Here is a 21,282-nt window from a genome sequence, read left to right as displayed (position 1 = left end):
GGATGGGGCGAGTAAATCGCATATAAGGCTCAGTCCCCGAGTAAGTCAGCACAAGGTGACGAAGCCCATCAGGTGCAGGGGATAGGGTAAATGCGGCGGATGTGCACTGAAAGTTCATGTTCTTATTCGGGGAGATCTGTCTCACTTGCGGTCCGTGTCCCTATGGGAGCCGGACTGAGGGCCAGCCCGAAAGAGCTGGAATCACCACCGGACCCTACCGTGACCCGGACAGCGCCAATCGGCAACGCTTGGCGTGATGAGGCAGAAGTCAGCAGACGGCATAGTAGCCAGATGCTCACCGTGATGGGTGAGACACGGTGAAAGCCCGAACCTCCGGCAACGAGCGAGACCGAGTCCGAGCGTCCCTATCAGGACTTCCGTGACCGGCTGCGAAAGCTCACCGGCCGGAGCTGGGGCGTGTCCATGGATCACCGGCTCAAGACGCTGACTGAATATGTCCGTGGTTGGATGGGCTACTTCGGCATCTCCCCGATTATGCATACATCAATCGCCCTCGAGGCTCCGGGACTGCTCGCCCAAGCTCCCGAGCCGTCTCGATCCACTCCTCAATGACCTGCTGAGCGTTAGCTACGGCCTGTTCGTAGGTTTCTCCATCCGCCATGCAGCCCGGCAATTCTGGAACTTCCACGACGAAGGACTGGTCCTCATCACTCCAGTAGATGATCAGCTCGTACCTAATCGACATCACTCTCTCCCAACCGGTGCTTGACCAGGATGCTCCTGACCTGTTTGACTTGATACGGCTTGGCTTTGCTGCCCTTGGGCTGCAGATTGAGTATCTCCGCTATGTCGTCCCTGATAAATATGTGATGACTACCCCTGACACGTTCCTCAAAGCCTAGCCGGACCAGAAGCTGACAAAGGGCCGAGAATTCAACATTGGTGTCTGAGCTGCCCGACAGGATCTTCTGCCGGATCTTCGAATACTTTCCCATGGTCTCGCCATCCTTTTGAGCCTCGGATTTCAATCTGTGTATCGGGCAACTTCTTCACATCCCAGGACGGAAAGAGAGTCCGGGATATTGATGATATGTGGGAGGCAGCTTGGGATCTCAGAGAAGTGCGCACGGACGGCGTGTCCAGGGCAGGCCCGATTGACGAAAACCACCCCGGAGGGTTTAGGGTACTCCAAAAGCTACCGTTCCTGCCAAAGATAGGGGAATAGCCTGAGGGGCCTGCGAGAGGGCTAGAGCAGGTGAGATGGAGAGCCAGCATACCGCTGGGGTCGACCTCTTGGGTATCGTCAACATCCATGCACGCGCCTCCTTGGCGACGGGGCTCAAATCTCCCTTGACCCTAGCAAATGGAAGGACGAATTGCACGCCAGCGGTGATGGTCCGTGCTCTGAGTGGGCGCTTGAAACCCGAGCCCAGAAACGAAAAAGGCCACCCAAAAAAGGTGGCCTGAATCGTTTTTTATTTGGCTCCCCGGGACGGGCTCGAACCGCCGACCTAGTGATTAACAGTCACCCGCTCTACCGACTGAGCTACCGGGGAATTGCTTGGAAGCCCGGCATATTACGGATATCGCCGGGCTTCGTCAAGGGCCTTTATGCACCTACTGCACGACCAATGCGCTCCACGGCCTGCTTGAGGTTGTCCAGGCTGGTGGCGAAGGAAATGCGCACGTGGCCCTCGGCGCCGAAGGCGGAGCCGGGGACCAGGGCGACGCCTACCTGATCGAGCAGGTGCTCGGCGAATTTTACGTCGCTTTCCATGCCCAGCTTCTCCATGGCGCCCTTCACGCTGGGGAAGGAATAGAAGGTGCCGTCGGAGGGCAGGCATTCCACGCCGGGGATGGCGTTGAGGGCTTCCACCAGGTAGTCGTGGCGGTCCTGGAAGGCCTTGCACATCTCGGCCACGCAGGACTGGTCGCTGTTGAGCGCCACCTGGGCGGCTTCCTGGGCCACGGAGGTGGGGTTGGACGTGCTCTGGGACTGGATCTTCTTCATGGCCGCAATCAGCGGCTTGGGGCCACCGGCATAGCCGATGCGCCAGCCGGTCATGGCGTAGGCCTTGGACACACCGTTGAGCACGATGGTCTGGTCGTACAGGTCGGGGCAGGCCATGAGGATGTTGCAGAAGGGGGCATCGCGGAACATCATGTGCTCGTACATGTCGTCCGTGGCCACCACTACATTGGGATGTCGCAGCATCACCTCGCCCAGGGCGGCCAGTTCCTCGCGGCTGTAGGCCACGCCGGTGGGGTTGGAGGGGCTGTTGATCACCACCAGGCGGGTGCGCGGGGTGATGGCGGCCTCCAGTTGCTGGGCCGTCATCTTGAAGCCCTGGGACTGGTCCGCGCTGACGATCACCGGCTTGCCGTCGGCCAGCAGCACCATGTCCGGGTAGGACACCCAGTAGGGGGCAGGGATGATGACCTCGTCGCCCTCATCGAGCAGGGCCTGGCAGAGGTTGAAGAAACTCTGCTTGCCGCCGCAGGAAACGAGGATCTGATCCGGCTGGTAGCTGTGACCGTTATCGCGCTGGAACTTGTCAATGATGGCCTGCTTCAAGCCCGGCGTGCCGTCCACGGCGGTATACTTGGTCTTTCCCTCGCGGATGGCGGTGATGCCCGCCTCCTTGATGTGATCCGGTGTGTTGAAGTCGGGTTCGCCGGCGCCCAGGCCGATCACGTCGCGTCCTTCGGCCCTCAACTGGGCGGCGAGGGCGCTGACGGCCAGTGTGGGGGAGGGCTTGATGCGCTGAACGCGGGATGAGAGCTTGATGTCCAAGGCGGTATCCGGGAATGCTGGTGGATGGAAAAATCAACCTAAAATGATACTCAAACTGTGCTGATAAGATAAGCCCATGGAGCAACCTTTCCACCTTTCCACCCGTTATGAGCCCGCCGGGGACCAGCCCGCCGCCATCGAAAGCCTGCTGGACGGCCTGGACTCGGGCCTGGCCCACCAGACTCTGCTGGGGGTGACCGGCTCGGGCAAGACCTTCACGATTGCCAACGTGATCCAGAAGTCGCAGCGGCCCACCATCATCATGGCGCCCAACAAGACCCTGGCCGCCCAGCTTTATGGCGAGATGAAGGAGTTCTTCCCGGAGAACGCCGTGGAATACTTCGTCTCCTATTACGACTATTACCAGCCCGAGGCCTATGTGCCGTCGTCGGATACCTTCATCGAGAAGGATTCCTCCATCAACGATCACATCGAACAGATGCGCCTGTCCGCCACCCGGGCCCTGCTGGAGCGCCGCGATGCCATCATCGTGGCCAGTGTGTCGGCCATCTACGGTCTGGGAGACCCCCGGGCCTACCTGCAGATGGTGATGCACCTGAAGCGGGGGGATGTGATCGATCAGCGGGAGATGCTGCGCCGGCTGGCGGAATTGCAGTACACCCGCAATGACCTGGAGCTCAAGCGCGGCACCTACCGGGTGCGCGGCGAGGTGATCGACATCCATCCGGCAGAGTCCGAGCGCGAGGCCGTGCGGGTTGAGTTGTTTGACGAGGAGATAGAGCAACTCTCGTATTTCGACCCGCTCACTGGCGAGGTGCTGCGCCGGGTGCCGCGCTTGACCATCTATCCCAAGACCCACTACGCGACCCCCCGGGAGACCCTGCTGGCAGCCGTGGACCAGATCAAGGTGGAGCTCAGGGAGCGCCTGGAGGCCTTGCGCCAGTCGGATCAATTGGTGGAGGCCCAGCGCCTGGAACAACGCACCCGCTTTGATCTGGAGATGATGCTGGAGCTGGGCTATTGCTCCGGGGTCGAGAACTATTCCCGCTACCTTTCGGGCCGCAAGGCCGGTGAACCACCCCCCTGTTTTCTGGATTACCTGCCCAAAGATGCCTTGCTGGTGATCGATGAGAGCCATGTCACGGTGCCGCAGGTGGGCGCCATGTATAAAGGTGATCGCTCGCGCAAGGAAACCCTGGTGCAGTACGGCTTTCGCCTGCCATCGGCCATGGACAATCGCCCCCTGAAGTTCGAGGAATTCGAGGCCCTGGCCCCCCAGGCCATCTACGTTTCCGCCACGCCCGGGCCTTATGAGCAGAAGATGTCGGGGCAGGTGGTGGAGCAGGTGGTGCGCCCCACTGGATTGGTGGACCCGGAGGTGGAAGTGCGGCCGGCCACCACCCAGGTGGACGACGTGCTCTCGGAGATCCGCTTGCGTGTCGAGGCCAACGAGCGGGTGCTGATCACCACGCTCACCAAGCGCATGGCCGAGGATCTCACCGAATACCTGGGCGAACACGGTATCCGGGTGCGGTATCTGCATTCCGATATCGACACCGTGGAGCGCGTGGAGATCATCCGCGATCTGCGCCTGGGGGAATTCGATGTGCTGGTGGGTATCAACCTGCTGCGCGAGGGCCTGGACATGCCCGAGGTGTCCCTGGTGGCGGTGCTGGATGCGGACAAGGAGGGCTTCCTGCGCTCTGATCGCTCGTTGATCCAGACCATTGGCCGGGCCGCCCGTAATCTGAATGGCAAGGCGATTCTCTATGCCGATCAGGTGACCGGTTCCATGCAGCGGGCCATGGATGAGACCGAGCGCCGCCGCGAGAAACAGATCGCCCACAACCAGGCCCATGGCATCACCCCAAAGGGGGTGGAAAAGCGCATCGCCGATATCATGGAAGGGGCCTATGCCGGTGGCTCCATGGCCGCCCCGAAGCGTTATGCCAAGGTGGCGGAGCAGGAGGCCGAGTACGGGCGCATGTCACCCAAGGATACTACCAAGGAGATCAACCGTTTGGAGACCCAGATGTTCGAACACGCCCGCAACCTGGAATTCGAGGAGGCGGCCCGGTTGCGGGATCGTATCGAGAAGCTCAGGGAAGGCATGCTGGGCGTGGTGGAGGGATAAGGCCATGCGCTATCGATCGTTCTGCCTGACCCTGGGGCTTTGCCTGCTCACCCTGCCACTGCACGCCTTCGAGCGGTCCTGGGCGCTTGAGGAAGGGGTGGACGTGGTGGGTGAGCTCAGTCATGCGGAGGCGGCCTACGAGGATACCTTGATCGATGTGGCCCGCCGCCACCAGGTGGGCTTTGAGGCCATCCAGCGGGCCAACCCGGAACTCAATACCTGGATCCCGGGAGAGGGCGCCAGGGTCCTGTTACCTCACAAGTCCGTGTTGCCCGATGCCCGGCGCCAGGGCATCGTGGTCAATCTGCCGGAGATGCGGTTGTACTATTTCCCTCAGGGGGAGTCCCGGGTGGTGAGCTATCCGGTGAGCATTGGCCGTATGGACTGGGGCACGCCGGTGGGCACCCTGGACGTGATCGAGAAACGGGAAAACCCCACCTGGACGCCGCCGGACTCGGTGCGCAAGGCCTATGCCGAGCGGGGTGAGGAGCTGCCGCGCGTGGTGCCGCCGGGACCGGACAACCCCATGGGGGCGTACGCCATCCGGCTGAGCCGCCCCAGCTACCTGATCCACGGAACCAACTGGTCCACCGGCATCGGCATGCGCTCCACCCACGGCTGCATCCGCATGGATAACGACGATATCGGCGAGCTGTATTCCCGGGTGTCCCTGGGCACTTCAGTGAACATCGTCAACCAGCCCATCAAGGTGGGCTGGCGGGAAGGGCTTCTGTATCTGGAGGCCCACCCACCGCTGGAGGAACTGGAAGACCAGGCTCAGGGCATGGATGAGGCCGTGAAGCGGGTCATGGAAGCGGTGGGTGAGCGTGATGCCCGGGTGGACTGGCAGCGTGTTCGCGCAGCCCTGAACGAAGTCACCGGCGTGCCCCAGGTGGTGGGTTGGGAGGCGGATCAGCCCCTCAAGACCAGCACCAGTGCAACCAACACGGCCAGGGCCGACCCGCCAGCGGCCGACCCGTAGCAGATCAGTTTGAGTCGCTCGGAGGCATGCACACCCAGGTCATGCAGGGTATGCAGGATGCGATGTGCCGCATGGAAGAAGAACAGGGCGATCAGGATGGCCAGCCCGAAGCCCATCACCGGATGACCCAGCAGACCACGCATCTGCTCGTAGTTCATGGCCTCGGGCCCGAAGCCCAGGCCGATGGGCACCAGCAGGCCGATGATCAGCACCAGTATGGGGCCCACCAGGGCGGCCAGCATGCCCCCACCGCCGAACAGGGACCAGAAGATGGGTTCATGTGAGCGGGGTTTCATTGCAGACCTCTCATGGCAGCGACCAGGATCACCAGGGACACCACGCCCCAGGCCCACAGGGCGACACGGTTCAGGGTGGCATCCGCAAATCCCCGGGGAAAGCGCCGGGTCTTTACCGGGGGCACGGTCAGGGGCAGCACCTTGAACCAGGTCCAGGCATGGAAGGTGAAGGCGGCCAGCACCACCAGGTGCAGCAGCCAGGACAACGGCGAGAACAGCAGGCCACGCCAGGTCTCAAAGGCCCCTGGCCCCACGGCCAGGGCGGCCATGCCCGCCAGCAGGAACAGCCCGTAGAGGGCGATCACCACGCTGGTTCCCTCGCGCAACAGATAAAATCGGTAGCTGGGGCGGCGCAGCCACCAGCGCTGCATGCCCCGGGTGTAGGTTCTGGGTTGGTTCATCGGCGCCCCCTCGGCTTGAGAAACCGCAGGAAATAGTCCTGGGTGCTGGCGATCTTGTTCTGGTTGATGGCCCGGGCCGGATCCACATGCTTCGGGCAGACCTCGGAGCATTCCCCCACCAGGGTGCAGCCCCAGACGCCTTCCTCGGCGTTGATCACCTCCATGCGCTGGTCCTTGCCGGCATCCCGTGAGTCGGCATTGTAACGGTGCAGCAGGGCCAGGGCTGCCGGGCCGGTGAATGCATCATTCAGGCCGTACTGGGGGCAGGCGGCATAGCACAGCAGGCAGTTGATGCATTGTGCATACCCCAGATAGTCCTGGACCTGATCCGGTGTCTGGTGACGGGGCTGATCCCCGGGATCGTCGCCGGTGGATGGGATCAGGTAGGGATGCACCGACTCCAGTTTGGCCAGGAAATCCGTCTGGTCGATGGCCAGATCCCGCAGGATGGGGAAATGGGCCAGGGGCTCCACCCGGATACGGGCCGGGTGATAGTCCCGCAGGAAGGTCTGGCAGCTGAGCACGGGCTCGTCGTTGACCATGCAGCCGCAACTGCCGCAGATGGCCATGCGGCATGACCAGCGGAAGGTGAGGGTGCCATCCAGGTGGTCCTTGATGTACTGCAAGCCCTCGAGCACGGACATTTCTTCCGTGAAGGGGACCTCGTAGCTCTGATAGTACGGGGCTTCATCCGTCTCCGGATGAAAGCGCAGGCATTCAATCACGATGGTGCGGGTCTGGCTCATGTCTCACTCCTCCCGCGCCGGCTGTTCGGGCTGGCTGTCGCGACCGTAGATACGCTCCCGCGGGCTGGAGCGGGTAATGGTGACCGGTGCATGGTCAATACGCGGCGGCCCGTCACCCTGGTGCCAGGCCATGGAGTGACAGAGGAAGTTCTCATCATCGCGCTTGTCGAACCCATCCTGGCGCAGGTGCGCCCCCCTTGACTCCTTGCGGGCCAGGGCTGAATGCGCCATGGCCTCGGCCACCTGCAGGGTGTGGCCCAGTTCGATGGCGGTGAGCCATTCGGTATTGAAGCAGCGCCCCCGGTCGTCCAGCTTCACGCCCCGGCGATAGCGTTCGCGCAGGGCCGACAGGCGCTCGCAGGCCTGGCCCATGCGCTCGGCATCGCGGACGATGCCCACGCCGGATTCCATGATGTCGTGCATTTCCGCCCGTATCGCCGCCACTCGCTCGCCCTCGGTGGTGTCGAGCATCTTCAAGTGCCGGGCTTCGGCCTCGTTTGCCTGAGCCTCCAGGTTGGCGGGCGCGGTGGTGCTCTCCCGGGCCAGTCGTGCCGCCGACTCCCCGGCGGCACGGCCGAACACCAGCAATTCGGCCAGCGAGTTGGAGCCCAGCCGGTTGGCGCCGTGAATGCCCACGCTGGCGCATTCGCCGGCGGCGAACAGGCCTTGCAGCGGGGTGGCACCATTCGCGTCGCATGGCACGCCGCCCATGGTGTAGTGCACGGCAGGTCGCACGGGGATGGGGCTGTCCACCGGATCCGTGGCGGCGAAGGTAAGTGCCAGTTCCCGGATCATGGGCAGCCGTTCCATGATCTTTTTCTCGCCCAGGTGCCGCAGGTCCAGGTGCACGGCGCTGCCATTGGGCGTGTTGACCGTGCGACCGGCCTGATCCTCGTGCCAGAAGGCCTGGGAAACCCGGTCGCGGGGGCCCAGTTCCATGGCCCGTGGGCGGGGCCAGGGATCCAGCGGGCCCATGCCATAGTCCTGCAGATAGCGGTAGCCATCCTTGTTCAGCAGGATGCCGCCTTCACCGCGGGCCCCCTCGGTGATGAGGATGCCGGAACCGGGCAGGGCGGTGGGATGCCATTGAACGAACTCCATGTCTCTCAGGGGGACGCCCTGGGCATAGGCCATCCCCATGCCCTCACCGGTGACGATGCCGGCATTGGTGTTCTGTCCGAAGACACGACTGGCGCCACCAGTGGCCAGGATCACCGCCTTGCAGCGCAGCAGTACACTCTCGCCGGTAGCGATGTTGAAGGCCAGGACCCCCTGGACCCGTCCATCTTCCACCAGCAGATCCGTGCAAAAGAATTCATCAAAGCGCCGGATGGATGGATACTTGAGCGAGGTCTGAAACAGGGTGTGGAGGATATGGAAGCCGGTCTTGTCGGCGGCAAACCAGGTGCGTGGCGACTTCATGCCGCCGAAATAGCGCACGTTGATGTTGCCATCGTCCTGACGGCTCCAGGGGCAGCCCCAGTGCTCCAGTTGGGTGAGCTCCCGGGTGCACTGGCCGATGAAATACTCCACCACATCCTGTTCGCACAGCCAGTCGCCGCCGGAGACGGTGTCCTCGAAGTGCTTGTCCAGGGTGTCGTCGGGGTGGATGACCCCGGCGGCGCCCCCCTCGGCGGCCACGGTGTGGCTGCGCATGGGGACCACCTTGGAGACCAGGGCTATGGATAGCCCCGGGTCCGACTCGGCGGCGGCGATGGCCGCCCGAAGACCGGCGCCGCCACCGCCGATGATGACCAGATCAGATTCAATCGCATCCATCCTGCTCAACCTTGTCTCCCGATGAGGGTTTGCGTTCGCGCAACGTAACTTATCATGTCATTAGAGGATATGTACCCTCCAGGTTCAAATCCCGGGCCCGGATGCCCAGGGGGTTCGTCCCGGAGGCTCAAGTTGGCTATGATCTGCGCTGCGCCAGGCCAGCACCCTCCAATTCGAGTAACAGGACAGCATGAAGCGGCTAAGAACCCACTATGAAAACCTGCAGGTGACCGAGAACGCCAGTCAGGAGGTCATAAGGGGGGCGTACAAGTTTCTTTCCCAGAAATGGCATCCGGACAAGAACCAGCAGCAGCGGGAGAAGGCCGAGCGGATCACCAAGATCCTCAACGATGCCTACAACGTGCTCTCCGACCCGGACCAGCGCCGCGCCCACGACGAATGGATTGCCGAGCAGCGCACGGTACGCAAGCTCACGGATCAGTCCGCCCAGCCAGGCAGCGCCAGTTCCAGGAACTACACATACCACTACTCTTATGCCCTGAACCCGGAGCCGGCGGGGCACCGGGAGAGGTACGTCAGCCTCAATGACGGCACGGTGATGGATGTGCGCACCGGCCTGCAGTGGTTTTGTCATTCCGTAGGGGAGCGCTGGCACCCCGGGGGCATCTTCACGGGTACCCCCCAGTTGCATGATGCGGAACTGGCTGCAGCCCTGCCGGCGCGGGTGAATACCGGCCAGGGCCAGGGTCGGTTCAAGGACTGGCGCCTGCCCAGCGAGAGAGAACTCAAGTCGCTGTATACCCGCAAGGGGATCAGTCTGCGGCGCACCCTGGATGACTCGATCTTTTCCATCGACGACAAGGGGCCGTACTGGACGCTGACCGACAACCCCTGGCTGTACGACAATGTGCCCCGGGTGGTCACCCTGCAGGGGGAGGCGCAGCGCGGGGATGGCGACCTGGTGCTGGCCCGCGCGCGGCTGGTGCGTGGCCCCGACCACGCCATGCTGGCCGAGCTGATGCACCAGATTGCCACCGATCATCTGGCCCGGGGGGAGCGCCAGGAGGCCATCAATCACTTCCAGCGCTCGCTGGAGCTGGCCGAACAGGCAAGCGGCATCGAGGAGGGCAATATCATGATCCTGATGCGCGACCTGGCCCTGGCCTATTTCGAATCCCAACAGCCTTCCGAGGCAGAAGCCTGGCTACGCAGGGTGCTGGAACGCAAACGTCAACACCATGGCCCGGACCATCTGGAGGTATTCAAGGCCATGGTGGATCTGGCCTGCCTGCACAAGTCCCTGGGCAACTTCCGGGCCGCCCTGGATGACCTTTCCCAGGCCTACGGTGTTCTGATGCGCCTGGAGAACGTCAGCCAGTGCATGACGCTGGGCGTGCTGTATGACCTGGTGGCCTTGCAGATCATGCATGGGGAGAACCGCAAGGCGGAAACCATGATCAGCCGATATCTTGAGCACTCGGAGGGCTCGGACCTGGGGGCCTTTCCCGAGCGCACGAACGTGCTGTTCATCGTTCTGGGATTATTGCGTGCCGGTTCCGGAAAGGAGATAGGAGACGCTCAGCATCTTTACCGGACGTTTCTGGAATTTTCCTCACCGCCGGTGGAGGAGGCAGAGGACTTTACCCGGGTGAGGGTGTGAGGGTGCCTTATTTCTGGAACAGGGCGACATGCTCTGTCGGGATCTCAAGTCGCCAGCCATGACGCCGGGCGATCCAGGCCAGGGTGTCCGGCGAGTAAAAGCAGATGTGGGTGGGGTCACGCCGGTAATGCCAGCGCGGAAAATGCGCGTCTGCCGGGCGAAAGCCTGTCATCACCCCCAGCCACCCTCCCGGGCGCAGCAGGGTGTCCAGGCGCTCGAACTCGACCCCCGGCGCCCGAAAATGCTCGGCGGTTTCGCTGCAGGTGATGAAATCATAGCGCTGCGCCACGGCCGCCTGGTTTGGGAAGAAGACCGGGTCGTAGTCTTGGGTCGGGAAACCCTTCTCTTCCATCATCCGCGACAGGGCAGGCCCTGGGCCGCAACCGTAATCCAGCCCTCTGGCCCCCACGCTCAGCCGGGGCCAGAGGGCGTCTCTCAGACGCGACAGAAAAGTGCGGTAATGACGGTCCCCGGGATCATTGCGGTGGGTGGCGTAGTACTCCCTCTCCCCCGCCAATGAGAGCCAGCGTACCGGGTCGAGCCACACCAGACGGCATTCACGGCACAGGAAATAGTCACTCGTGTTCACATGAGCATAGAGCCAGGGGCGTGACTTCCCGCACAGGGGGCAGGACATGCCCTCAGCGACGCCCCATGCCGCTCAGGCGGGCAGGCTCGATGACTTCGATCCAGTAACCGTCCGGGTCCGTGACAAAGGCCACATCCTTCAGACCACCTTCATCCGGGCGCTTGACGAAGGGCACCTGGTTGTCGTCCAGCCAGCGCACGGCCACGTCAAGATCCGGCACCGAGAAGCAGATGTGCCCAAACCCCTGGGGTTCCGAGTTGCCATCGTGGTAGCTGAAATCCGCCTGTTTTTCCGTGCCCCAGTTATGGGTCAGCTCCAGGATGCCTTCCTGGTTGAAGGTCCACTCGGTCCGTTGGGCCTCATCCTCCGGGGGTGTCTTGCCATCCTCGAGTCGGGCAAGGAAATACAGTGAGAACTCCAGTTCGGGGAAATCCAGACGACGCAGCAGACGCATGCCGAATACCTGGCTGTAAAAGGCCAGGGCACGTTCCGGATCCTTGATGCGCAACATGCAGTGGTTGAGGCGAAAGCCCCGGGTCTCGGGGGCGACGGATTCAGTCATGCCGGGTTCCTGTTCGGTATCGAATGCCATGAGAACTCCCATCATTTGCCGGATTCACCCTCAGGGACAGCACGACGAAGGGGTGAGTTTCTTGCGATGCGACATCTTACCCCGGAGGGGTTGGATTGAGTATGCTGAGCCTTTACCCCAATTTCAGGAGCAAAGACCCATGGCAGAAGAAACCCCGGCGCCCGTGACCACCAACCCGCATTCGGATGACCTTCTCATGCCCAAGGTCGTGTACATCCTGTATATCCTGGGGCCCTTTGTCACCTTCACGGGCATTATCGGGGTGATCATTGCCTACATCTACCAGGGCTCGGCGCCGGACTGGCTGAAGACACACTATCGATTCCAGATCCGCACGTTCTGGATGGGGCTGGCCTTTCTCATTCCAGGCATTCTGCTGGCCGCGGTGTTCATCGGCTGGCTCGTGCTGCTGTTCTGGGCCGTGTGGCTCATCGTGCGTTCGGTCAAGGGCATGAAGACACTGGGGGAACGCAAACCCGTTGAACATGTGGAGCGCTGGTCCTTCTAAGATCGAACAATCCGAAGAAAGGAGGTGCGAGAGCATGAAGCATCGTTATCGACACCCGTCCATGGCGCTGGCACTCACCGTGAGTCTTGTGGGTACGGTCTCCGCCCAGGAAGTGGTGCGAGAAGGTGTCAGTACCGAATACCAGACGTTCGACCTGGTGAGGGTCGCCTCGGGTCTTTCGCACCCCTGGGCCGTGGCCTTCCTGCCGGATGGACGTCAACTGGTCACCGAACGATCGGAAGGGATGGTGGCCATTGAGGATGGCACCCAGACCCGTGTCACGGGCCTGCCGGACTTTCATGCCACCAATCAGGGAGGCATGCTGGATGTGGTGCTGCATCCCGACTACGAGAACAACGGCTGGATCTACATCACCTACTCCAGGGGGGATCGGCGGGGCACGGTGCCCGCTCTGATACGGGCCAGGCTGGATGGCCACGAGCTGGTGGACGTGGAGCCCCTGTTCGAATCCAACGAGTACACGCGGCCGGGTCGCCATTACGGCTCCCGGGTGGTGTTTCTGGAAGATGGCACGCTGCTGATGACCATCGGCGATCGGGGCGCCGAGCCTCCCCGGGCACAGGATACCCTGGATCATTCAGGGAGCGTGGTGAGGCTGAACGACGATGGCTCCGTGCCGGATGACAACCCGTTTGTGGGGGATGATGCCTACGCACCGGAGATTCATGCCTATGGCCTGCGCAATATCCAGGGGATTGCCCTGCACCCGGGAACGGGTGAGGTGTGGGCGACGGATCACGGCCCCCGCGGCGGGGACGAACTCAATCTGATCGAGGCAGGCAACAACTACGGCTGGCCCACGGTCACGCTGGGTCGGGATTATCGGACGGAGGAGGCGTTCCCGGATGCCGAGGCCCGGCACAAGGAAGGCATGGTGGAGCCGGTGTTCGAGTTCCTGCCCACGCTGGCGCCGTCCGGACTGGCCGTCGTCGACAGCGATCGGTTTTCAGCCTGGGAAGGCAATCTGCTGGCCGGCGGCTTGCGCGCCCAGCGCATCTTGCGTTTGGTGGTGGAGGATCAGACGGTGATTCACGCGGAGGAACTATTGCACGGCGATGTCGGCCGTGTACGGGATGTGCGTCAGGGACCGGATGGCTACATCTATGTGCTCAGTGATGAATCGGATGGCGGGTTGTATCGACTGGAACCCCGTTAGGATTGCCGGCCAGGTTCGCGATTGGTCGGCTTGACCCCTCTCCCGTGACGGGAGAGGGGTTCAGGGTCGGTCACGATGTTACTGGAGCCAGGCGTCCACGATGTCGCGGTTCTGCTCAACCCATTCCTTGGCATTTTCGTAGGGGTCGCCGCCTTCCTCGTTCATGACCATCAGATCAGCCACCTGATCCGCGGTCCAGTTGAAGTTGTTCAGGATGGCGTAAGCCTCGGGCATGTCTTCCTTGAGGCCGGTGCGCACCACGGTATGGATGGCTTCCTCACCACCGTAGACGCCCTTGGGGTCTTCCAGATATTTCAGGTCCCAGCGACCTTCCTTCCAGTGCGGGGTCCAGCCGGTGACCACCACCCAGTCGTTGGTGCGGATGGCGTTGGAGAGCACGCCGGTCATGGTGGCATCGGAGCCTTCCACCAGACGCAGGTTCAGGTCGTACTCTTCCACGGCTTTCTCCGTGGTGCTCATGATGCCGGCACCCGGGTCGATACCAATGATCTGGCGGCCAAACTGGCCGGCATGGTCGTTGAGCTCATCAATGGAATCAATTTCGACGTAGGTGGGTACCATCAGACCGATTCGGGTCCCTTCCAGGTTCGGGCCCAGATCATCCACGCGATCACCCAGTTCTTCCACATAGCTGGCGTGAGTGGTGGGCAGCCAGGCGGCCACGAAGGCGTCCTGGTCACCGCTGGCCACGGACTGCCACATGGCAGCGGCGCTGACGGAGGTGGTGCGAACGTCATAGCCGGCTTCTTCCAGAACCACGCGCATCACGTTGGTGCTGGCCACGGCGTCGGCCCATTCCACGTAAGGAATGTTGATCCGGCCCTTGTCGGCAGCGGCGCTCAGCGGCGCGGCCGCCAAACCAAATGCCAGGCAGGTACCGACCAGGATCTTGGGGAGATTACGCTTGAACTCGTTACTCATCGATATCCTCCATACAGAGTTTGAGGCGCCATTGAAGCCGCGCCCGGCTGCTTGAGCCTGACTTTCATGATACACATTATCGGCGGCAGGGAAAAAAGATCCCCTGATAAACCTGGTTTTAAGCGATGTCCAAACTCACCCCAAAATCCCTGAGTCAGTTTGATAAAGCGCCCAGCCTATTGGTGGGGATCGGCTGTCAAAGGGGCATATCCCGAGAGGCCCTGGAGGCCGCGCTGCATGAGGCGCTGGGGCAGGTGGATGCGTGCCTGGAGGACGTTGTTGCCCTGGCCACGCTGGATGCCCGGGCAGGGGAGTCTGCCATCACGACTCTGGCATCGGAGCGAGACTGGACAGTGCATGCCTATCCGGGCGAGGCCTTGGCTGGGGTCGTTGTACCCCATCCATCCGAGCGGCTGCGTCAACTCATGGGGACCGCCTCGGTGGCGGAGGCCGCTGCCATTCTGGCTTCGGGGGCAGGGCAGGGGCGCATGATTCTGGAGAAGTATCCGTATCGGGGGGCGGACGGAGGTCATGTGACCGTGGCGGTCGTCGACCTGAAACCATCATGTGTGATTCAGTGAAAGCCCTTGATCCCGAGCATCCCTACAAGATACCTGCCCTGGATTCTGGGTCTGCTGGGCCTGTTCCTGGGTTCGGCCACTTGGGCGGCATTCCAGTTTGGTGGCGACATCGTTCGTTGGGTGGCCGGCTTTCAGGAACAATTGGTCTCTGGAGTGGATGCCCGTCCAGCGCTGGCCGGAGTGATTTATGTGTTGGTGGTGACCTTTGGCAAGGTCACGCCGTTTCCCGGCGGATTTCTGCTCATGCTTTCCGGCGGGTTCCTGTTCGGGGCCCCGGTCGGAGCGGTGTTGAGCGCCCTGGGATCGGCCTCCAGCGCTGTGATGGTGGGGGGTATCGGGCGATGGCTGTTTTTCGATGCCATTCATCGACGCTGGGGGAGCCACCTGGCGCGGTTCCAGGACACGGTGGCCACCAATGGCTTCAATTTCATCCTGGCTGCCCGGCTGTTCCCGATCGTGCCTGCGTGGATCATCAACCTGATGCCGGTGATCTTTCCCATTCCCTTCCGGCATGTATGGATGGCTACCTTCCTGGGGCTCATTCCCCTGTCGTTCGTGGTCGCCAGCCTGGGTGAAGGTCTGTCCAACCTGGCCCAGGTGGAGGATCTGAGCCCGTCCGATGTGTTCAGGCCTTCATTGCTGTTGCCCCTGGCGGGGCTTGCCCTGCTGGCCCTGGCACCCAGCGCGGTCAGGCTCTGGCGTCAACGCCGCCGTGCTCGTGGGATGGATTGATGTTAACCTGAGAATTACCATCAGGTATTATCCATCCACGACACTTGGAAGGTTGCACCATGTCCATTGCGCCCGTGCTGGAATCCATGACATCCCCTGTGGCCTTCGACAATCGCTACGCCCGTTTGCCGGAGCGCTTCTTTGTCCGCATGAACCCGACGCCTGTGGCATCCCCCCGGCTCAGGGCCCTGAATGCGGGGTTGTGTCGAGAGCTGGGCATCGATCCGGATGCCTTGCCGGAGCAAGAGTGGGCTCAGGCACTGGCCGGCAATACCCTGCTGCCCGGTGCCGAACCTATCGCCATGGCCTACGCGGGTCACCAGTTCGGCCACTTCGTGCCCCAACTGGGCGATGGTCGGGCCCTTTTGCTGGGGGAGGTGGTGGATCCGACGGGGGCACGACGGGATATTCAGCTCAAGGGTTCCGGCCCTACACCGTTTTCCCGGATGGGGGATGGTCGTGCGGCACTGGGGCCTGTGTTGCGTGAATACCTGCTCAGCGAAGCCATGCATGCCATGGGCATCCCCACCACCCGAGCCCTCGCCATGGTCACCACCGGTGAGGCGGTGTACCGGGAAGAACCATTGCCCGGGGCGGTGCTGACCCGGGTGGCCCGTAGCCACATCCGCGTGGGCACCTTCCAGTACTTTGCCGCACGCGGTGATCACGCCGCAGTAAGATCCCTGGCGGATCATGTGATCGAGCGCCACTATCCCGAAGCCCAGGGGGCATCGTCCCCTTATCTTGCCCTGCTGGAGTCGGCCGCCGAGCGTCAGGCGGAACTGGTGGCCCGCTGGATGCTGGTGGGCTTCATCCATGGTGTGATGAACACGGATAATATGGCGGTTTCCGGGGAGACAATCGATTATGGTCCTTGCGCCTTCATGGATACTTACCATCCCGGTACCGTGTTCAGTTTCATCGACCAGCGGGGACGCTACGCCTTTGCCAATCAACCCGAGATTGCCCAATGGAATCTGGCCCGACTGGCGGAGACCCTGCTGCCACTGATCGATGATGACGCATCCAGGGCCATCGACCGGGCCACGCAGATCCTGGAGGCGTTCCCGGCCAGGATCTCCACGCACTGGTTGGCCGGCATGCGCAGCAAGCTGGGACTTCAGACGGAAGAAGACAGCGACCTGGAACTGGTGCGTGAACTGCTGGACGTGATGCGCAAACAGGAAGCGGACTTCACATTGACCTTCCGTCATCTGAGTGATCTGGCTGCGGGTGCGGAGGTCCATACCCGTGTCAGGTCGCTGTTCAATCATGCCCAGCCCTTCGATGTATGGCTGCCCTGCTGGCAGGCCCGGGTGGCCCGTGAACCCGATGGGGCTGCTGAGCGGGGGGCTCGCATGCGACGTGCCAACCCGGCGTACATCCCGCGCAACCATCGCGTGGAACAGGCCATTGTGGCCGCCGTCACCGAGGCGGACTTTGGTCCGTTCGAGCATCTGCTTGGCCTGGTTACGCAGCCATTTGATGAACACCCCGGAGAGGAGGCCTTCATGCTGCCGGCCCGACCGGAAGAACGCGTCCACCAGACCTTCTGCGGTACCTGAGGGACGGTGACTCATTCGTGTTGATGGAAAGCGCGCGGGTCAGGATGACGGTGGCCAGCGATCCCAAGGAGCCTTTTGATCCTATGCAGAGCCCGTGCATCCATGTCTGCCAGACCGAGGAGGGTCGGTGCATCGGCTGCGGTCGCACCATCCTGGAAATCGCCGCCTGGACGCGGTTCACCGATGGCGAACGTCAGGACATCATGGATCGGGTCCGCGAGGAGGGGTACGGGGATGCCCCCGCCGAGGCAAAGGCCCCGGGCCCGCAGCCCGAAGCGTCCGGCGAGCCGGAAGAGCCGGCGTCGGAGGAGGCAAGTGGTGTCCCCCGCGAGATTCGGATCACCGGCGCCGACCGGCACCGCCCCGAGTCAGTCTGCATCGACGGCATCCGCTACGGCGAGCAGATCGTTGATCTGGTCAAGGCCTTGCAGGTCATTGCCGAGGGCGGACATGATGCCGCCACCTGTCGATCCATTGCCGTGCGGGCCCTGCAGCGTCCCGCCCGCCGTCGCTGAACCGCCTTGTCTTGAAGGCCGGAATCCTTTAGCCTGAGTACCGTTCTCGGATTCAATCCATCCGGGCGAAATGATACGCAGCTCAGGCTGCAAACCCCGCCTCTGAAGGGCCCATGGTTTGCGGCCTTTTTAGTGGGGATCGCCCCCGAATACAGCAACGCGCACGGCCCCGCGTACAGGCCGGCGCAGGAGAGTCCTGATATGCCCGTAATCACCCTTCCCGACGAAAGCCAGCGCCGCTTCGATGATGCCGTGAGCGTGGCCGATGTGGCCGCCGACATCGGTCGTGGTCTGGCCAAGGCCACTCTGGCCGGCAAGGTGGATGGCCGCCTCGTGGATGCCAGCCATCGCATCGATGAGGATGCCCGCCTGGCCATCGTCACCGACCGGGACCCTGAAGGGGTGGAGATGATCCGTCATTCCACGGCCCACCTCATGGCCCATGCAGTGAAGAGCCTGTTCCCCAGCGCCCAGGTGACCATCGGCCCGGTGATCGATGATGGCTTTTATTACGATTTTGCCTTTGAGCGCCCCTTCCACCCCGAAGATCTGGAGAAGATTGAGGCCAAGATGAAGGAACTGGCCAAGGCGGATCTTCCCGTGGAGCGTCGGGTGATGCCCCGGGACGAGGCGGCGGAGTTCTTCCGTGCCCAAGGCGAGGAATACAAGGCCCGCATCATCGAGGACATCCCCCAGAACGAGGACATTTCCCTGTACACCCAGGGCGACTTCGTGGACCTGTGCCGTGGACCCCACGTGCCCAGCACCGGCAAGCTCAAGGCCTTCAAGCTGACCAAGGTGGCCGGCGCCTATTGGCGGGGCGATTCCAAAAACGAAATGCTCCAGCGCATCTACGGCACCGCCTGGCCCAACAAGCAGCAACTGGAAGACTACCTGCATCGCCTGGCCGAGGCGGAGCGCCGGGACCATCGTCGCATTGGCCAGGAGCTGAACCTGTTCTCGATCCAGGACGAGGCTGGCGGTGGCCTGGTGTTCTGGCACCCTAACGGGGCCCGTATCCGCCGCGTTGTGGAACAGTTCTGGTACGACATGCATGAGCGGGCGGGCTACGAATTCCTGTACACCCCGCATATCGCCAACCTGGAACTGTGGAAGACCTCGGGTCACGCCGACTTCTATGGCGAATCCATGTATGAGCCCATGGAAGACGACAACCAGGCCTTCCAGCTCAAGCCCATGAACTGCCCGTTCCACGTGCTGGTGTACAAGGACCGTCTGCGTTCCTACCGGGATCTGCCCCTGCGCTGGGCGGAGATGGGGACGGTCTATCGCCGGGAGATGTCCGGTGCCCTGCATGGGCTGATGCGGGTGCGCGGGTTCACCCAGGACGACGCCCACATCTTCTGCCGCGAGGATCAGATCGAAGACGAGATCCTGCGCATCCTGGATCTCACCCTGGACGTACTGCGGGCCTTCGGCTTCGACGACTTCGACATCAACCTGTCCACACGCCCCGACAAGGCGGTGGGTTCCGACCATATCTGGGAGCATGCCACCGCGGCATTGCGGGCTGCCCTGGAGAAGAAGGGCCTGGAATATGAGCTGGATGAAGGTGGCGGAGCCTTCTATGGCCCGAAGATCGACATCAAGATCCGCGACGCCATTGGCCGTCAGTGGCAGTGCTCCACCGTACAGCTGGATTTCAACCTGCCGGAACGGTTCGATCTGGAATACGTGGCCGATGACAATCAGCGTCGTCGTCCCATCATGGTTCACCGCGCCCTGCTGGGTTCCGTGGAGCGTTTCTTCGGTGTGCTCATCGAGCACTACGCTGGATCCTTCCCTCTGTGGCTGGCACCGGTACAGGCCCAGGTGCTCACCATCACCGATCGGCAGGACGATTATGCCCGGGAAGTGGTGCAAACCCTGCGAGCGCAAGGCCTTAGAGCTGAAATGGACTTGAGAAACGAGAAGATCGGCTTTAAAATCCGCGAGCACACTTTGCAGCGGGTGCCCTACCTTCTGGTTTTGGGAGACCGGGAGATGGAAACCCGATCCGTGGCCGTAAGATCCCGCACCGGGCAAGACCTGGGAACCATGGACCTGGATGTGCTCATCCAGCGTTTGTCCCGGGAAGTGGCGGATCGCGGTCGAACCATTGTGGAGGATTAAAGTATCAGCGCTGGAAAAGAGAACCGACTGAACGAGCAGATCAGCGTCCCGCAGGTCCGCCTCATTGCCGAGGACGGAGAGAACCTGGGGGTCATGCAGACTCGCGACGCCATGAAGATTGCCGAGGAGGCTGAACTCGACCTGGTCGAGATCGTTCCGACCGCCGACCCACCGGTCTGTCGGGTCATGGACTACGGCAAATTCAAGTTCGAGCAGAGCAAGAAGACGCAGGCTGCCAAGAAGAATCAAAAACAGGTTCAGATCAAGGAAGTGAAGTTTCGCCCGGGCACCGATGAGGGCGACTATAACGTCAAGATCCGAAATCTCACCCGGTTTCTGGAACATGGGGACAAGTGCAAGGTCACCATCCGCTTCCGTGGTCGCGAAATGGCCCACCAGGAGTTGGGTGGCAAGCTGCTGGACCGGATCGAACAGGATCTGGAAGAACTTGCCACTGTGGAACAGCGACCCAAGATGGAAGGTCGCCAGATGATCATGGTGCTCGGCCCCAAGAAGAAGTAGCAAGTAGAGAAGTAACGAATAAAACGGACGCACGGGTTCCGGTACACCTGTGTGTCCTGATCAACAGGACCGCCGTGAAGGCGGCCTTACCAGGAGTTCGAAGATGCCGAAGATGAAGACCAACCGAGGCGCCGCCAAGCGCTTCACCAAGACCGGGGCGGGTGCGTTCAAGCGCGGCCAGTCCCATCGTCGTCACATCCTGACGAAGAAGAGCACCAAGCGTAAGCGTCAGTTGCGGTCGGCCTCCCATGTCCATCCTTCGGATGTGGCTGCTGTTCGCCAGATGCTGCCCCACCGCTAAACCGATTCTTCACCAGGAGTACGAGAGATGCCCCGAGTCAAAAGAGGTGTAACCGCCCACGCCCGGCACAAAAAGGTGCTGAAGAAGGCGAAGGGTTACTATGGTGCCCGTGGTAACGTCTATCGCGTTGCTGTCCAGGCCGTCACCAAGGCCGGTCAGTATGCCTATCGCGACCGTCGTCAGCGCAAGCGCCAGTTCCGCGCCTTGTGGATTGCCCGTATCAACGCGGCCGCCCGCCAGTTCGACCTGTCCTACAGCCGCATGATTCACGGCCTGGACAAGGCTGGTATCGAAATCGACCGTAAGGTGCTGGCCGACCTGGCCGTGCATGACATTGCCGCTTTCGGTCGCATTGCCGAAAAGGCGAAGGCTGCCCTTTAATTTGCACCCTCAGGGGGCGCGCGACGTAAAAGGGGAAAGGCCTTGCCTTTCCCCTTTTTTGTTTTCACT

At 62.1% G+C, this 21,282-nt stretch carries 23 protein-coding genes and 1 tRNA gene; 13 read left to right on the top strand and 11 right to left on the bottom strand.

Annotation, left to right across the window (positions count from 1 at the left end):
* Nucleotides 1–493: 493 nt before the first annotated feature.
* From LPW30_RS09230 to LPW30_RS09215, 4 genes are all read right to left on the bottom strand, one after another.
* On the bottom strand, nt 494–706 hold the full coding sequence (locus LPW30_RS09230) for a type II toxin-antitoxin system HicB family antitoxin (RefSeq protein ID WP_239680690.1): 213 nt from the start codon (nt 704–706) through the stop codon (nt 494–496).
* Complete coding sequence (locus LPW30_RS09225) at nt 696–956, bottom strand: type II toxin-antitoxin system HicA family toxin (RefSeq protein WP_239680689.1); 261 nt, start codon at nt 954–956, stop codon at nt 696–698. The genes LPW30_RS09230 and LPW30_RS09225 overlap by 11 nt, the downstream gene beginning before the upstream one ends.
* A 485-nt stretch (nt 957–1,441) precedes the next feature.
* A tRNA-Asn gene (locus tag LPW30_RS09220) sits at nt 1,442–1,517 on the bottom strand.
* A 53-nt stretch (nt 1,518–1,570) separates the two neighbouring features.
* Nucleotides 1,571–2,755, bottom strand: a complete 1,185-nt coding sequence (locus LPW30_RS09215) for a pyridoxal phosphate-dependent aminotransferase (RefSeq protein WP_025281333.1) — start codon at nt 2,753–2,755, stop codon at nt 1,571–1,573.
* A gap of 76 nt (nt 2,756–2,831) precedes the next feature.
* Between LPW30_RS09215 and uvrB the strand changes: the two genes are divergently transcribed.
* Nucleotides 2,832–4,850, top strand: coding sequence for an excinuclease ABC subunit UvrB (gene uvrB, locus LPW30_RS09210; protein WP_239680688.1), 2,019 nt, complete (start codon nt 2,832–2,834; stop codon nt 4,848–4,850).
* Nucleotides 4,851–4,854: 4 nt separating this feature from the next.
* Nucleotides 4,855–5,832 (top strand): L,D-transpeptidase family protein, encoded by a 978-nt coding sequence (locus tag LPW30_RS09205; RefSeq protein ID WP_239680687.1) that lies wholly within the window; start codon nt 4,855–4,857, stop codon nt 5,830–5,832.
* Here the strand turns inward: LPW30_RS09205 and frdD are convergent.
* Genes frdD through frdA form a run of 4 tightly spaced genes read right to left on the bottom strand, consistent with a single transcriptional unit; the run spans nt 5,763 to nt 9,054 of the window.
* Entirely contained in the window at nt 5,763–6,128 is a 366-nt protein-coding gene (gene frdD, locus LPW30_RS09200) for a fumarate reductase subunit FrdD (protein ID WP_239680686.1), read from the bottom strand. The genes LPW30_RS09205 and frdD overlap by 70 nt on opposite strands.
* Entirely contained in the window at nt 6,125–6,529 is a 405-nt protein-coding gene (locus LPW30_RS09195; protein ID WP_238624678.1) for a fumarate reductase subunit C, read from the bottom strand. The genes frdD and LPW30_RS09195 overlap by 4 nt, the downstream gene beginning before the upstream one ends.
* Nucleotides 6,526–7,275 carry a succinate dehydrogenase/fumarate reductase iron-sulfur subunit gene (locus LPW30_RS09190; RefSeq protein WP_025281338.1) on the bottom strand — a complete coding sequence of 250 codons (750 nt, stop codon included), beginning with the start codon at nt 7,273–7,275 and terminating at the stop codon, nt 6,526–6,528. Before LPW30_RS09190 ends, LPW30_RS09195 begins: the two co-directional genes overlap by 4 nt.
* A gap of 3 nt (nt 7,276–7,278) precedes the next feature.
* Complete coding sequence (frdA, locus tag LPW30_RS09185) at nt 7,279–9,054, bottom strand: fumarate reductase (quinol) flavoprotein subunit (RefSeq protein WP_239680685.1); 1,776 nt, start codon at nt 9,052–9,054, stop codon at nt 7,279–7,281.
* Between the two features lie 190 nt (nt 9,055–9,244).
* Here frdA and LPW30_RS09180 point away from each other — a divergent pair, with 190 nt between their 5' ends.
* Nucleotides 9,245–10,675 carry a tetratricopeptide repeat protein gene (locus LPW30_RS09180; RefSeq protein WP_239680684.1) on the top strand — a complete coding sequence of 477 codons (1,431 nt, stop codon included), beginning with the start codon at nt 9,245–9,247 and terminating at the stop codon, nt 10,673–10,675.
* Between the two features lie 7 nt (nt 10,676–10,682).
* Here LPW30_RS09180 and LPW30_RS09175 read toward each other — a convergent pair whose 3' ends face one another.
* Together LPW30_RS09175 and gloA are read right to left on the bottom strand one after the other, a co-directional pair.
* A complete protein-coding gene (locus LPW30_RS09175; RefSeq protein ID WP_239680683.1) occupies nt 10,683–11,312 on the bottom strand; it encodes a class I SAM-dependent methyltransferase in 630 nt (209 codons plus the stop codon).
* A gap of 4 nt (nt 11,313–11,316) precedes the next feature.
* Nucleotides 11,317–11,856: a lactoylglutathione lyase gene (gloA, locus tag LPW30_RS09170; RefSeq protein WP_420796538.1), complete on the bottom strand. Its 540-nt coding sequence runs from the start codon at nt 11,854–11,856 to the stop codon at nt 11,317–11,319.
* A 139-nt stretch (nt 11,857–11,995) separates the two neighbouring features.
* Between gloA and LPW30_RS09165 the strand changes: the two genes are divergently transcribed.
* Nucleotides 11,996–12,364: a DUF4870 family protein gene (locus LPW30_RS09165; protein ID WP_025281343.1), complete on the top strand. Its 369-nt coding sequence runs from the start codon at nt 11,996–11,998 to the stop codon at nt 12,362–12,364.
* A gap of 34 nt (nt 12,365–12,398) precedes the next feature.
* Nucleotides 12,399–13,541, top strand: coding sequence for a PQQ-dependent sugar dehydrogenase (locus LPW30_RS09160; RefSeq protein ID WP_239680682.1), 1,143 nt, complete (start codon nt 12,399–12,401; stop codon nt 13,539–13,541).
* Between the two features lie 78 nt (nt 13,542–13,619).
* On the opposite strand, the gene LPW30_RS09155 is transcribed toward LPW30_RS09160, so the two are convergent.
* A complete protein-coding gene (locus LPW30_RS09155; protein WP_239680681.1) occupies nt 13,620–14,483 on the bottom strand; it encodes a glycine betaine ABC transporter substrate-binding protein in 864 nt (287 codons plus the stop codon).
* A gap of 125 nt (nt 14,484–14,608) precedes the next feature.
* Between LPW30_RS09155 and LPW30_RS09150 the strand changes: the two genes are divergently transcribed.
* From LPW30_RS09150 to rplT, 8 genes are all read left to right on the top strand, one after another.
* Complete coding sequence (locus LPW30_RS09150) at nt 14,609–15,064, top strand: cobalamin biosynthesis protein (RefSeq protein WP_239680680.1); 456 nt, start codon at nt 14,609–14,611, stop codon at nt 15,062–15,064.
* A gap of 6 nt (nt 15,065–15,070) precedes the next feature.
* A complete protein-coding gene (locus LPW30_RS09145; protein WP_239680679.1) occupies nt 15,071–15,796 on the top strand; it encodes a TVP38/TMEM64 family protein in 726 nt (241 codons plus the stop codon).
* A gap of 59 nt (nt 15,797–15,855) precedes the next feature.
* A complete protein-coding gene (locus tag LPW30_RS09140) occupies nt 15,856–17,361 on the top strand; it encodes a protein adenylyltransferase SelO (protein WP_239680678.1) in 1,506 nt (501 codons plus the stop codon).
* A gap of 83 nt (nt 17,362–17,444) precedes the next feature.
* Complete coding sequence (locus LPW30_RS09135; RefSeq protein WP_239680677.1) at nt 17,445–17,876, top strand: DUF1289 domain-containing protein; 432 nt, start codon at nt 17,445–17,447, stop codon at nt 17,874–17,876.
* Nucleotides 17,877–18,077: 201 nt separating this feature from the next.
* Nucleotides 18,078–20,009, top strand: coding sequence for a threonine--tRNA ligase (gene thrS, locus LPW30_RS09130; RefSeq protein ID WP_238624672.1), 1,932 nt, complete (start codon nt 18,078–18,080; stop codon nt 20,007–20,009).
* Nucleotides 20,010–20,012: 3 nt separating this feature from the next.
* Nucleotides 20,013–20,531: a translation initiation factor IF-3 gene (gene infC / locus LPW30_RS09125; RefSeq protein ID WP_238624686.1), complete on the top strand. Its 519-nt coding sequence runs from the start codon at nt 20,013–20,015 to the stop codon at nt 20,529–20,531.
* Nucleotides 20,532–20,634: 103 nt separating this feature from the next.
* On the top strand, nt 20,635–20,832 hold the full coding sequence (rpmI, locus tag LPW30_RS09120) for a 50S ribosomal protein L35 (RefSeq protein WP_025281352.1): 198 nt from the start codon (nt 20,635–20,637) through the stop codon (nt 20,830–20,832).
* 27 nt (nt 20,833–20,859) lie between these two features.
* On the top strand, nt 20,860–21,213 hold the full coding sequence (gene rplT / locus LPW30_RS09115; RefSeq protein ID WP_025281353.1) for a 50S ribosomal protein L20: 354 nt from the start codon (nt 20,860–20,862) through the stop codon (nt 21,211–21,213).
* Nucleotides 21,214–21,282: the final 69 nt, after the last annotated feature.

Source organism: Ectothiorhodospira variabilis (assembly GCF_022227625.1).
GTDB lineage: Bacteria > Pseudomonadota > Gammaproteobacteria > Ectothiorhodospirales > Ectothiorhodospiraceae > Ectothiorhodospira > Ectothiorhodospira haloalkaliphila.
The sequence above is the reverse complement of the archived record's forward strand: the minus strand, read 5'-3'. Positions and strand labels throughout refer to the sequence as shown.